9 protein-coding genes, 2 tRNA genes and 2 rRNA genes are annotated in these 13,433 nt (G+C 55.3%); 12 read left to right on the top strand and 1 reads right to left on the bottom strand.

Going from position 1 to position 13,433, the window contains the following annotated elements:
- Positions 1-8 precede the first annotated feature (8 nt).
- The gene (locus tag CFBP1590_RS22295; protein WP_029244487.1) at positions 9-749 is read left to right on the top strand and encodes a hypothetical protein; all 741 of its coding nucleotides are present in this window, start codon (positions 9-11) and stop codon (positions 747-749) included.
- Entirely contained in the window at positions 749-1,078 is a 330-nt protein-coding gene (locus tag CFBP1590_RS22290; RefSeq protein ID WP_088235933.1) for a YqcC family protein, read from the top strand. Before CFBP1590_RS22295 ends, CFBP1590_RS22290 begins: the two co-directional genes overlap by 1 nt.
- 11 nt (positions 1,079-1,089) lie before the next feature.
- Here CFBP1590_RS22290 and CFBP1590_RS22285 read toward each other — a convergent pair whose 3' ends face one another.
- On the bottom strand, positions 1,090-1,518 hold the full coding sequence (locus tag CFBP1590_RS22285) for a DUF4124 domain-containing protein (RefSeq protein ID WP_004879907.1): 429 nt from the start codon (positions 1,516-1,518) through the stop codon (positions 1,090-1,092).
- A 399-nt stretch (positions 1,519-1,917) separates the two neighbouring features.
- Between CFBP1590_RS22285 and CFBP1590_RS22280 the strand changes: the two genes are divergently transcribed.
- From CFBP1590_RS22280 to CFBP1590_RS22230, 10 genes are all read left to right on the top strand, one after another.
- The gene (locus CFBP1590_RS22280) at positions 1,918-3,642 is read left to right on the top strand and encodes an acetolactate synthase 3 large subunit (RefSeq protein WP_004879904.1); all 1,725 of its coding nucleotides are present in this window, start codon (positions 1,918-1,920) and stop codon (positions 3,640-3,642) included.
- Positions 3,643-3,644: 2 nt separating this feature from the next.
- Positions 3,645-4,136, top strand: a complete 492-nt coding sequence (ilvN, locus tag CFBP1590_RS22275; RefSeq protein ID WP_004879902.1) for an acetolactate synthase small subunit — start codon at positions 3,645-3,647, stop codon at positions 4,134-4,136.
- Between the two features lie 46 nt (positions 4,137-4,182).
- Positions 4,183-5,199 (top strand): ketol-acid reductoisomerase, encoded by a 1,017-nt coding sequence (ilvC, locus tag CFBP1590_RS22270; protein ID WP_002552076.1) that lies wholly within the window; start codon positions 4,183-4,185, stop codon positions 5,197-5,199.
- A gap of 147 nt (positions 5,200-5,346) precedes the next feature.
- Positions 5,347-6,204: a CDP-diacylglycerol--serine O-phosphatidyltransferase gene (gene pssA, locus CFBP1590_RS22265; RefSeq protein ID WP_004879900.1), complete on the top strand. Its 858-nt coding sequence runs from the start codon at positions 5,347-5,349 to the stop codon at positions 6,202-6,204.
- A 63-nt stretch (positions 6,205-6,267) separates the two neighbouring features.
- Positions 6,268-7,281: a protein-methionine-sulfoxide reductase catalytic subunit MsrP gene (msrP, locus tag CFBP1590_RS22260; protein WP_058431534.1), complete on the top strand. Its 1,014-nt coding sequence runs from the start codon at positions 6,268-6,270 to the stop codon at positions 7,279-7,281.
- The gene (gene msrQ, locus CFBP1590_RS22255; protein WP_058431535.1) at positions 7,281-7,901 is read left to right on the top strand and encodes a protein-methionine-sulfoxide reductase heme-binding subunit MsrQ; all 621 of its coding nucleotides are present in this window, start codon (positions 7,281-7,283) and stop codon (positions 7,899-7,901) included. The genes msrP and msrQ overlap by 1 nt, the downstream gene beginning before the upstream one ends.
- A gap of 510 nt (positions 7,902-8,411) precedes the next feature.
- Positions 8,412-9,948, top strand: a 16S ribosomal RNA gene (locus CFBP1590_RS22245).
- An 80-nt stretch (positions 9,949-10,028) separates the two neighbouring features.
- Positions 10,029-10,105, top strand: a tRNA-Ile gene (locus CFBP1590_RS22240).
- A gap of 30 nt (positions 10,106-10,135) precedes the next feature.
- Positions 10,136-10,211: transfer RNA gene (locus tag CFBP1590_RS22235), tRNA-Ala, on the top strand.
- A 232-nt stretch (positions 10,212-10,443) separates the two neighbouring features.
- Positions 10,444-13,336, top strand: a 23S ribosomal RNA gene (locus CFBP1590_RS22230).
- The 16S and 23S rRNA genes sit together here with 2 tRNA genes alongside, the layout of an rRNA operon.
- Positions 13,337-13,433 lie beyond the last annotated feature (97 nt).

Raw genomic sequence — 13,433 nt, 5'->3', positions numbered from 1 at the left:
GGTTTGAAGTGAATAAATGGTGGATTCCAGCTCTAACGACTCTGGCGTTGCTCAACGGTTGCGCCAGTGTGGAGCGCGGCTCGATTCCGGTTGTGGATTCGAGTTCGAAAGTGTCAAACGGCGAACGTGTCTCTGCGTCGCGTAATGGCGCGAACCAGACAAACACGGCTCAGGCTCAACCACAGGCAGTGCCGCAGGACTCAGGTGTCGTGGTGATGATCCCTGGCGCTGGTGGCAGCAATCCGGGGCAGACTTTCTCGCCGCCGGCCAGTCAGGCTCCTTTCAGTGTCGACGCACCCGCTATCGACACCTCGCCAGTCAACCAGGCTCCGGTCAACCCTGCGCCTTCCGGCAATACCAGTTACAGCATGCCGCCTTCATCGGCACCTACCGGGATTCCGTCCAGCGGTGGAGGTCTTTCCGAAGACGAGCAGTTGGATGGTCCGGTACTGGCCTTGCTGACCACCGCCCAGCAACAGCAGAGCGGGGGTGACCTGAACGGTGCATCGTCCAGTCTTGAACGTGCCCAGCGTGTCGCGCCTCGCGAACCGCAAGTGCTTTACCGTCTGGCGCAGGTTCGCCTGGCCCAGGGCGATGCAGCCCAGGCCGAGCAGCTCGCGCGTCGTGGTCTGACGTATGCCAATGGTCGCGCCAGCCTTCAGGCGAGCCTGTGGGAACTGATCGCTCAATCCCGCGAGAAGCAGGGCGACGCTGCCGGTGCGGCACTGGCGCGTCAAAAGGCCCGCTGATGGACGAGCGCTTTCCTGAGATTGCCGAACAGTTGCTGTTGATCGAGCGGGAGCTTCGGGTGCTGGGGTGGTGGGAAACCACACCGCCCAGCGAGCAGGCGTTGTCCAGTCAGGAGCCTTTCTGTGTGGACACGCTGGAATTTGCGCAGTGGCTGCAGTGGATTTTCCTGCCGCGGATGAAGATCATCCTCGAGCGCGACCTGCCGCTGCCCAATGCGTCCGGGATTCTGGAAATGGCTGAGATGGTCTATTCCGGGCGCTTGGGCGAAACCAGACTGTTGCAGCAAAATCTGGCCCGTTTCGATCAATTGATCACTGCCGTCAGCTGACCGGGTGCTGCCTAGCGGCAGTACTCGCTGATGGCTTTCTCCGTCTCTTCGATGCGCGTCTTGCGGTTTTCTTCCGTGAGACGCCTGATTTCTCCACCGACCTGCTCCCGAATCCGCGGATTGTTCTGCAACTGCGCAAGGTTGTTGCGCAGCCCCTCGCAGCTTTCCTCCCGCTTCGCCTCCTGCACCTTTACCTGAGCCTTCACTTTTGCATCGACGGCGCGTTGCTGGGCGTCATCCGATGGTGAGGTGGCAGAAGGCGAGGGTGTAGACGAAGGCTGTGGGGTTTGCACATTGATCTGCTGCGCCTCTTTGTCCGCAGGCGGATGGGCGTCGAAGTGGGTGACACCCTGGGCGTCCACCCATTTATAGATGGGTGCCGCCTGACTGCTCGTGCTCGCTGCCATGGCCAGCGCGGCAGCGAAGATCATCCATTGCATGGTGTTTCCTTGAAATGTCTATGCCACAGGAAAGCTACCATAACGGTGCGCTTCAGTCTGAAACAGTGCAATTTCAGGGCCTTGGTAACAAGAAAGCTCAACGATGACTTGACTTGAGGGGGGCGAATCACAACAATCCAAAGTTCGCTGTAGAAGGACTGCCAGAAGCAGACCCTCTCGGTAGATCATGAGGCGCACACCCGCGCCGACCTGTAACACCCGCAACGCGTTACCTCGCGCTGGGTGGGAATGTTCCGCAACACTCAGGGGCATCCCAATACTTGCTCAGTCAGTGCTGACGTAGTCGGCGACCACCGTCGCTCATGCTCTGCTTGGCAGTAAACCTATTAAGACCCGTCCCGGAGTGGGCGGTATTCTGGCGTTTTAGAGGTGAACAACGTGGAGCTTTTATCTGGCGCTGAAATGATCGTCCGCTTTTTGCGTGACGAAGGCGTTGAGCACATCTATGGGTACCCGGGTGGTGCTCTCCTGCATGTCTACGATGCCCTGTTCAAAGAACCGGCTGTGAGCCATATCCTCGTTCGCCACGAGCAGGCTGCTACGCACATGGCCGATGGCTATGCACGTGCGACCGGCAAGGCGGGTGTGGTACTGGTCACTTCCGGTCCGGGTGCAACCAACGCAATCACCGGTATCGCGACCGCTTACATGGACTCCATTCCAATGGTGGTTCTGTCTGGTCAGGTCGCCAGTACGCTGGTGGGTACCGATGCGTTCCAGGAGACCGACATGATCGGTATCTCCCGTCCGATCGTGAAGCACAGCTTCATGATCAAGCATGCGTCCGAAATCCCGGAAATCCTGAAAAAAGCATTCTATCTGGCGCAATCCGGTCGTCCTGGTCCTGTCGTCGTCGACATTCCGAAGGACATGACCAACCCGGCCGAGAAGTTCGAATACGTCTTCCCAAAGAAAGCCAAGCTGCGTTCCTACAGCCCGGCGGTTCGCGGCCACTCCGGTCAGATCCGCAAGGCCGTCGAAATGCTGCTGGCGGCCAAGCGTCCGATCATTTATGCCGGCGGCGGCGTGATCATGGGCAATGCCTCGGCGCAATTGACCGAGCTGGCTCAACTGCTCAACGCGCCGGTCACTAATACGTTGATGGGCCTGGGTTGCTATCCGGGCACGGATCGTCAGTTCGTGGGCATGCTCGGCATGCACGGCAGCTACACCGCCAACCTGGCCATGCACCACACTGATGTGATCCTCGCAGTCGGCGCGCGTTTCGATGACCGGGTCATCAATGGCGCGAGCAAATTCTGCCCGAACGCCAAGATCATCCACATCGACATCGACCCGGCTTCGATCTCCAAGACCATCAAGGCCGACGTGCCAATCGTCGGGCCTGTCGAAAGCGTGCTGACCGAAATGGTCGCCACCCTCAAAGACATCGGCGAGACACCTGACAAGGCATCCGTTGCTGCCTGGTGGAAGCAGATCGACGAGTGGCGTGCAGGCGGCGACCTGTTCCCTTACAACCGTGGCGATGGCTCGGTCATCAAGCCGCAGACCGTGATCGAAACTTTGTGCGAAGTCACCAAGGGTGATGCCTATGTCACCTCCGACGTGGGTCAGCACCAGATGTTCGCGGCTCAGTACTACCGCTTCAACAAGCCGAACCGCTGGATCAACTCGGGTGGCCTGGGCACGATGGGCTTCGGTTTCCCGGCAGCCATGGGCGTCAAACTGAACTTCCCGGATGCGCACGTTGCGTGTGTGACCGGTGAGGGCAGTATCCAGATGAACATTCAGGAGCTGTCGACCTGCCTGCAGTACGGTTTGCCGGTGAAGATCATTCTGCTCAACAACGGCGTACTGGGCATGGTTCGCCAGTGGCAGGACATGAGCTACGGCGCTCGTCACTCCCACTCCTACATGGAATCGCTGCCTGACTTCGTCAAGCTGGTCGAAGCTTACGGCCACGTCGGCATGCGCATCACTGACCTGAAAGATTTGAAGCCGAAAATGGAAGAAGCCTTTGCCATGACTGATCGTCTGGTCTTCCTCGACATTCAGGTTGATGTCACCGAGCACGTCTATCCGATGCAGATCAAGGACGGCTCCATGCGCGATATGTGGTTGAGCAAGACGGAGCGGACATAATCATGCGGCACATCATTTCCCTACTGCTGGAAAACGAACCGGGTGCGTTGTCTCGTGTCGTCGGGCTGTTCTCGCAGCGTAACTACAACATCGAAAGCCTGACGGTCGCGCCAACCGAGGACCCGACCCTGTCGCGTCTGACGCTGACCACCGTGGGCCATGATGAAGTGATCGAGCAGATCACCAAGAACCTCAACAAGCTCGTCGAAGTGGTCAAGCTCGTCGATCTGTCGGAAAGCGCGCACATCGAGCGCGAGCTGATGCTGGTCAAGGTCAAGGCCACCGGCGCACAGCGTGCCGAGATCAAGCGCACCACGGACATCTTCCGCGGGCAGATCGTCGACGTGACCGCCAGCGTCTATACCGTGCAGTTGAGCGGTACGAGCGACAAACTGGACAGCTTCATTCAGGCCATCGGCACTGCCGCCATCCTGGAAACAGTACGCAGTGGCGTGACGGGCATTGCCCGTGGCGACAAAGTGCTGAGCGTTTAACTCATTAAGCAAATGGCCTGAACGGCCAAGATAACAGGGGATTTCCATGAAAGTTTTTTACGACAAAGACTGCGACCTTTCGATCATCCAGGGCAAGAAAGTTGCCATCATCGGTTACGGTTCCCAGGGCCACGCTCAAGCGTGCAACCTGAAAGACTCCGGCGTTGATGTCACCGTTGGCCTGCGCAAGGGTTCAGCCACTGTCGCCAAAGCTGAAGCTCATGGCCTGAAAGTGACTGACGTTGCTTCCGCCGTCGCTGCTGCCGACCTCGTCATGATTCTGACCCCGGACGAGTTCCAGTCCCAGCTGTACAAGAATGAAGTCGAGCCGAACCTGAAGAAAGGCGCAACGCTGGCCTTCTCCCACGGCTTCGCCATTCACTACAACCAGGTCGTGCCACGTGCTGACCTGGACGTGATCATGATCGCGCCGAAGGCTCCAGGCCACACCGTGCGTACCGAGTTCGTAAAGGGCGGCGGTATTCCTGATCTGATCGCTGTTTACCAGGACGCTTCGGGCAACGCCAAGAACGTCGCGCTGTCCTACGCTTCGGGCGTTGGCGGCGGCCGTACCGGCATCATCGAAACCACCTTCAAGGACGAAACCGAAACCGACCTGTTCGGCGAGCAGGCTGTTCTGTGTGGCGGTACCGTCGAGCTGGTCAAGGCTGGCTTCGAAACCCTGGTTGAAGCCGGTTACGCGCCGGAAATGGCTTACTTCGAGTGCCTGCACGAATTGAAGCTGATCGTTGACCTCATGTACGAAGGCGGTATCGCCAACATGAACTACTCGATCTCCAACAACGCCGAATACGGCGAGTACGTGACGGGCCCTGAAGTCATCAACGCTGAATCCCGTCAGGCCATGCGCAACGCTCTGAAGCGCATCCAGGACGGCGAATACGCCAAGATGTTCATCAGCGAAGGTGCTACCGGCTACCCATCGATGACCGCCAAGCGTCGCAACAACGCTGCGCACGGCATCGAAATCATCGGCGAGAAACTGCGCTCGATGATGCCTTGGATCGCGGCGAACAAAATCGTCGACAAGGACAAGAACTGACCTCTTTCAGTTCATGAAAAAACGCGGCCAACAGGCCGCGTTTTTTCGTTATGGGGCCTGGCTCTGGTATAAAGCTGCATCGTTTGCCGACGAACCCTCGTCGCAGACATCTGTCGAACCTTTTCAAACCGCTGCAAGGTAATGTCCATGAGCGAACGTCCTGAAGAGCCGAACAAGGCCTCTGACGCTGAAAGTCTGCTACCAATCGATGAACACGTTGAAGAAGGGCACGATGACGAAGGCCGCAAGGTCCGTCACCGCGGCATCTATCTGCTACCCAATCTGTTCACCACCGCCAATCTGTTTGCGGGCTTCTATTCCATCATCAGTTCCATGAGCGCCCAGAGCGCCTTGAGCGCAGGTGATACGGCAGGTGCCAGCAAGTACTTCGCCTTTGCCGCCATCGCCATCTTCGTGGCCATGGTGCTGGACGGTCTCGACGGCCGTGTGGCACGCATGACCAACACGCAAAGTGCGTTCGGCGCCGAGTACGACTCGCTGTCCGACATGGTTGCCTTTGGTGTGGCGCCTGCCTTGCTGGCATTTGGCTGGGCGCTGGGCGATATGGGCAAGGTCGGCTGGATGGTTGCCTTCATCTATGTGGCCGGTGCGGCGTTGCGTCTGGCGCGTTTCAACACTCAGGTGGGCAAGGCTGACAAGCGTTACTTCATCGGGCTGGCCAGTCCGGCTGCTGCGGGTGTGGTGGCAGGTACTGTCTGGGCGTTCAGCGACTTCGGCATTCAGGGTTCCAAGTTGTCGTTCCTGGTCGCGCTGCTGGTGGCCGGTGCCGGTATGTTGATGGTCAGCAACATCAAGTACAACAGCTTCAAGGAGCTGGATCTGAGAGGGCGCGTACCGTTCGTTGCGATTCTGGCAGTGGTTCTGGTATTCGCTGTGGTGTTCAGTGATCCGCCGCGTATTCTGCTGCTGATCTTCCTCGGTTACGCGCTATCGGGTCCAGCTCAGTATTTGTTGCGTCTTCGTCGCCACAAATCCTCCAACTGATCTATTTTCCCCCATACTCCGTAGTCTATTGGTGCATCAGTTCCCCTAGGCTGCGGAGTCATCATGCTAATAAAGCTTCCTTCTGCGTCCGACTCCAAAGAGTCCGACGTTACGCCTGAATCCATTTACCTTTCCCGACGTACGCTGATGGCCAGTTCTCTGGCCGGATTGGCCGTGAGCGCCTTGCCGCGCTGGGCCAGTGCTGCAGACCCTTCCCGTTACGCCGATGTGGAGGCGGGCAAGGCGCCGGGCTGGTTTGCTGAAAAACTTCCCGACACCAAATGGCAGGCGGTGGACGTCAAGGGCGAGGCAATCACGCCTTTCAAGGACGCGACGCACTACAACAACTTTTATGAGTTCGGGACTGACAAGGGCGATCCGGCGAAAAACGCAGGTTCCTTGAGAACCGAGCCGTGGAGTGTGGTGATCGATGGTGAAGTGGGTAAGCCGGGGCGCTACGCACTCGAAGACTTCATGAAGCCTTATCAGCTGGAAGAGCGCATCTATCGTCTGCGCTGCGTGGAAGCCTGGTCGATGGTGATTCCGTGGATTGGTTTTCCCATCTCGGCATTGCTCAAGCAGGTCGAGCCGACGTCCAAGGCCAAATACATTCGTTTCGAGACGCTTGAAGATTCCAAGTCGATGCCCGGACAGCGCTCCGATTTCGCACTGATTGACTGGCCTTATGTAGAAGGGCTGCGTCTGGATGAGGCGATGAATCCACTGGCGATTCTGGCGGTAGGGATGTATGGCCGCGAATTACCCAATCAGAACGGCGCGCCCCTTCGGTTGGTGGTGCCATGGAAGTATGGCTTCAAGAGCGTGAAATCCATTGTGCGCATAAGCCTGGTAAGCGAGCAGCCCAAAACGACCTGGCAAAGCATCGCGGCCAATGAGTACGGCTTCTATGCCAACGTGAATCCGACCGTGGATCACCCGCGCTGGACCCAGGCCCGCGAACGACGTCTGCCAAGCGGGCTGTTCAGTCCCAATGTCATGGATACAAAGATGTTCAATGGTTATGAGGAGGAGGTGGCTTCTCTCTATACAGGCATGGATCTGCGGAAGGACTATTGATGCGCTATCCGTTGCTACGTCTTTGCGTATTTCTTGCTGCCTGTGTTGCGCCCGTCCTGTGGCTTTATCAGGCCTGGATATTTGCGCTGGGTCCTGATCCGGGCAAGGCGCTGGTCGAGAACTTCGGGTTGGGGGCGCTGATACTGCTGTTGATCACCCTGGCCATGACGCCGCTGCAGAAGCTGAGCGGCTGGCCGTTCTGGATTGTGGTACGTCGGCAGTTGGGCCTTTGGTGTTTTGCGTATGTGGCTTTGCACATGACCATGTATACGCTCTTCGTTCTTGGGCTGGATTTGGGGCAGTTGGGCGTCGAGTTGGTCAAGCGGCCCTATATTATTGTCGGAGCGCTCGCGTTTCTCTGTCTTCTGGTGCTGGCGGTGACGTCGAATCGATACAGTCAGCGCCGGTTGGGCGCGCGTTGGAAGAAGCTGCATCGGTTGATCTATGTGATTCTCGGGCTTGGTTTGCTGCATATGTTCTGGATTGTCCGGGCCGATCTCAAGGAGTGGGCGCTTTATGCGGCAATAGGGGCAGGGCTGCTTTTGCTGCGAATCCCCGTAATTGCTAAGCGAATCCCGCGTCTTGTTAATGTCGGAGCCAGTCGGCCGGCAAAAACCTGAAAATAACGGTTGACGCGCTCGTTGAGGTGTCTATAATTCGCCCCAATTCCGGCGCAGACGGAAACGAAAAAGCCTTGTAGTTCAATGAGTTACAAAGGTTTATCGAATGAGGTCAGCGAGGAAGTCGGTCGAGTTTGTCTGAATCGACAGCGGTGAGAAAAAAGAGTTTGACACGCGGTTGTAACGCTGTAGAATTCGCCTCCCGCTGACGAGCAACGCAGAGTTGATCGAAGCGCAAGTGATTGAAGTTGATAAGGAAACTTGGAAAACTTCAGAAAATAATCGCTTGACAGTTACAGAGGGCGCTGTAGAATGCGCGCCTCGGGTGAGACGAAAGAATCAACCCACCGCTCTTTAACAACTGAATCAAGCAATTCGTGTGGGTGCTTGTGGTGTCAGACTGAAGTCAACAGATTATCAGCAACCCAAGTTACTCCGCGAGAAATCAAAGATGTAACCAACGATTGCTGAGCCAAGTTTAGGGTTTTCTCAAAACCCAGTTAGATGTTTGAACTGAAGAGTTTGATCATGGCTCAGATTGAACGCTGGCGGCAGGCCTAACACATGCAAGTCGAGCGGTAGAGAGAAGCTTGCTTCTCTTGAGAGCGGCGGACGGGTGAGTAATGCCTAGGAATCTGCCTGGTAGTGGGGGATAACGCTCGGAAACGGACGCTAATACCGCATACGTCCTACGGGAGAAAGCAGGGGACCTTCGGGCCTTGCGCTATCAGATGAGCCTAGGTCGGATTAGCTAGTTGGTGAGGTAATGGCTCACCAAGGCGACGATCCGTAACTGGTCTGAGAGGATGATCAGTCACACTGGAACTGAGACACGGTCCAGACTCCTACGGGAGGCAGCAGTGGGGAATATTGGACAATGGGCGAAAGCCTGATCCAGCCATGCCGCGTGTGTGAAGAAGGTCTTCGGATTGTAAAGCACTTTAAGTTGGGAGGAAGGGCAGTAACCTAATACGTTATTGTTTTGACGTTACCGACAGAATAAGCACCGGCTAACTCTGTGCCAGCAGCCGCGGTAATACAGAGGGTGCAAGCGTTAATCGGAATTACTGGGCGTAAAGCGCGCGTAGGTGGTTTGTTAAGTTGAATGTGAAATCCCCGGGCTCAACCTGGGAACTGCATCCAAAACTGGCAAGCTAGAGTAGGGCAGAGGGTGGTGGAATTTCCTGTGTAGCGGTGAAATGCGTAGATATAGGAAGGAACACCAGTGGCGAAGGCGACCACCTGGGCTCATACTGACACTGAGGTGCGAAAGCGTGGGGAGCAAACAGGATTAGATACCCTGGTAGTCCACGCCGTAAACGATGTCAACTAGCCGTTGGAATCCTTGAGATTTTAGTGGCGCAGCTAACGCATTAAGTTGACCGCCTGGGGAGTACGGCCGCAAGGTTAAAACTCAAATGAATTGACGGGGGCCCGCACAAGCGGTGGAGCATGTGGTTTAATTCGAAGCAACGCGAAGAACCTTACCAGGCCTTGACATCCAATGAATCCTTTAGAGATAGAGGAGTGCCTTCGGGAGCATTGAGACAGGTGCTGCATGGCTGTCGTCAGCTCGTGTCGTGAGATGTTGGGTTAAGTCCCGTAACGAGCGCAACCCTTGTCCTTAGTTACCAGCACGTAATGGTGGGCACTCTAAGGAGACTGCCGGTGACAAACCGGAGGAAGGTGGGGATGACGTCAAGTCATCATGGCCCTTACGGCCTGGGCTACACACGTGCTACAATGGTCGGTACAGAGGGTTGCCAAACCGCGAGGTGGAGCTAATCTCACAAAACCGATCGTAGTCCGGATCGCAGTCTGCAACTCGACTGCGTGAAGTCGGAATCGCTAGTAATCGCGAATCAGAATGTCGCGGTGAATACGTTCCCGGGCCTTGTACACACCGCCCGTCACACCATGGGAGTGGGTTGCACCAGAAGTAGCTAGTCTAACCTTCGGGAGGACGGTTACCACGGTGTGATTCATGACTGGGGTGAAGTCGTAACAAGGTAGCCGTAGGGGAACCTGCGGCTGGATCACCTCCTTAATCGACGACTCAGCTGCACCATAAGCACCCACACGAATTGCTTGATTCATTGAAGAAGACGATAGAAACAGCCCGAAATTGGGTCTGTAGCTCAGTTGGTTAGAGCGCACCCCTGATAAGGGTGAGGTCGGCAGTTCGAATCTGCCCAGACCCACCAATTTTGTGTGGGAAAAGCCTGTAGAAATACGGGGCCATAGCTCAGCTGGGAGAGCGCCTGCCTTGCACGCAGGAGGTCAACGGTTCGATCCCGTTTGGCTCCACCACTTACCGCTGTTTCGTTGTTAGAGCTTAGAAATGAGCATTCCATCCACCGGGTGATGAGTGTTGATTTCTAGTCTTTGATTAGATCGTTCTTTAAAAATTTGGGTATGTGATAGAAAGAAATAGACTGTTGACCACTTTCACTGGTGGTGAACAGGCTAAGGTAAAGTTTGTGAGAACAAACTTTCGGCGAATGTCGTCTTCACAGTATAACCAGATTGCTTGGGGTTATATGGTCAAGTGAAGAAGCGCATACGGTGGATGCCTTGGCAGTCAGAGGCGATGAAAGACGTGGTAGCCTGCGAAAAGCTTCGGGGAGTCGGCAAACAGACTGTGATCCGGAGATGTCTGAATGGGGGAACCCAGCCATCATAAGATGGTTACCTTACACTGAATACATAGGTGTATGGAGCGAACCAGGGGAACTGAAACATCTAAGTACCCTGAGGAAAAGAAATCAACCGAGATTCCCTTAGTAGTGGCGAGCGAACGGGGACCAGCCCTTAAGTTGGATTGAGAGTAGCGGAACGCTCTGGAAAGTGCGGCCATAGTGGGTGATAGCCCTGTACGCGAAAGTCTCTTTGCAATGAAATCGAGTAGGACGGGGCACGAGAAACCTTGTCTGAATATGGGGGGACCATCCTCCAAGGCTAAATACTACTGACTGACCGATAGTGAACCAGTACCGTGAGGGAAAGGCGAAAAGAACCGCGGAGAGCGGAGTGAAATAGATCCTGAAACCGTATGCGTACAAGCAGTGGGAGCCCACTTTGTTGGGTGACTGCGTACCTTTTGTATAATGGGTCAGCGACTTATTTTCAGTGGCAAGCTTAACCGAATAGGGGAGGCGTAGCGAAAGCGAGTCTTAATAGGGCGTCTAGTCGCTGGGAATAGACCCGAAACCGGGCGATCTATCCATGGGCAGGTTGAAGGTTAGGTAACACTGACTGGAGGACCGAACCGACTACCGTTGAAAAGTTAGCGGATGACCTGTGGATCGGAGTGAAAGGCTAATCAAGCTCGGAGATAGCTGGTTCTCCTCGAAAGCTATTTAGGTAGCGCCTCATGTATCACTGTAGGGGGTAGAGCACTGTTTCGGCTAGGGGGTCATCCCGACTTACCAAACCGATGCAAACTCCGAATACCTACAAGTGCCGAGCATGGGAGACACACGGCGGGTGCTAACGTCCGTCGTGAAAAGGGAAACAACCCAGACCGTCAGCTAAGGTCCCAAAGTCATGGTTAAGTGGGAAACGATGTGGGAAGGCTTAGACAGCTAGGAGGTTGGCTTAGAAGCAGCCACCCTTTAAAGAAAGCGTAATAGCTCACTAGTCGAGTCGGCCTGCGCGGAAGATGTAACGGGGCTCAAACCATGCACCGAAGCTACGGGTATCACCTTTGGTGATGCGGTAGAGGAGCGTTCTGTAAGCCTGTGAAGGTGAGTTGAGAAGCTTGCTGGAGGTATCAGAAGTGCGAATGCTGACATGAGTAACGACAATGGGTGTGAAAAACACCCACGCCGAAAGACCAAGGTTTCCTGCGCAACGTTAATCGACGCAGGGTTAGTCGGTCCCTAAGGCGAGGCTGAAAAGCGTAGTCGATGGAAAACAGGTTAATATTCCTGTACTTCTGGTTATTGCGATGGAGGGACGGAGAAGGCTAGGCCAGCCTGGCGTTGGTTGTCCAGGTTTAAGGTGGTAGGCTGAGATCTTAGGTAAATCCGGGATCTCAAGGCCGAGAGCTGATGACGAGTGTTCTTTTAGAACACGAAGTGGTTGATGCCATGCTTCCAAGAAAAGCTTCTAAGCTTCAGGTAACCAGGAACCGTACCCCAAACCGACACAGGTGGTTGGGTAGAGAATACCAAGGCGCTTGAGAGAACTCGGGTGAAGGAACTAGGCAAAATGGCACCGTAACTTCGGGAGAAGGTGCGCCGGTGAGGGTGAAGCATTTACTGCGTAAGCCCACGCCGGTCGAAGATACCAGGCCGCTGCGACTGTTTATTAAAAACACAGCACTCTGCAAACACGAAAGTGGACGTATAGGGTGTGACGCCTGCCCGGTGCCGGAAGGTTAATTGATGGGGTTAGCGCAAGCGAAGCTCTTGATCGAAGCCCCGGTAAACGGCGGCCGTAACTATAACGGTCCTAAGGTAGCGAAATTCCTTGTCGGGTAAGTTCCGACCTGCACGAATGGCGTAACGATGGCGGCGCTGTCTCCACCCGAGACTCAGTGAAATTGAAATCGCTGTGAAGATGCAGTGTATCCGCGGCTAGACGGAAAGACCCCGTGAACCTTTACTATAGCTTTGCACTGGACTTTGAATTTGCTTGTGTAGGATAGGTGGGAGGCTTTGAAGCGTGGACGCCAGTCTGCGTGGAGCCAACCTTGAAATACCACCCTGGCAACTTTGAGGTTCTAACTCAGGTCCGTTATCCGGATCGAGGACAGTGTATGGTGGGTAGTTTGACTGGGGCGGTCTCCTCCTAAAGAGTAACGGAGGAGTACGAAGGTGCGCTCAGACCGGTCGGAAATCGGTCGTAGAGTATAAAGGCAAAAGCGCGCTTGACTGCGAGACAGACACGTCGAGCAGGTACGAAAGTAGGTCTTAGTGATCCGGTGGTTCTGTATGGAAGGGCCATCGCTCAACGGATAAAAGGTACTCCGGGGATAACAGGCTGATACCGCCCAAGAGTTCATATCGACGGCGGTGTTTGGCACCTCGATGTCGGCTCATCACATCCTGGGGCTGAAGCCGGTCCCAAGGGTATGGCTGTTCGCCATTTAAAGTGGTACGCGAGCTGGGTTTAGAACGTCGTGAGACAGTTCGGTCCCTATCTGCCGTGGACGTTTGAGATTTGAGAGGGGCTGCTCCTAGTACGAGAGGACCGGAGTGGACGAACCTCTGGTGTTCCGGTTGTCACGCCAGTGGCATTGCCGGGTAGCTATGTTCGGAAAAGATAACCGCTGAAAGCATCTAAGCGGGAAACTTGCCTCAAGATGAGATCTCACTGGAACCTTGAGTTCCCTGAAGGGCCGTCGAAGACTACGACGTTGATAGGTTGGGTGTGTAAGCGCTGTGAGGCGTTGAGCTAACCAATACTAATTGCCCGTGAGGCTTGACCATATAACACCCAAGCAATCTGCGACTCGAACGAGCACAGATTGCGGTGACTGTGAAGACGACACGAACCGAAAGTTTGCGTCACGAACGACACCGATAT

It is taken from the genome of Pseudomonas viridiflava (assembly GCF_900184295.1).
GTDB classification, from domain to species: Bacteria; Pseudomonadota; Gammaproteobacteria; order Pseudomonadales; family Pseudomonadaceae; genus Aquipseudomonas; species Aquipseudomonas viridiflava.
The sequence above is the reverse complement of the archived record's forward strand: the minus strand, read 5'-3'. Positions and strand labels throughout refer to the sequence as shown.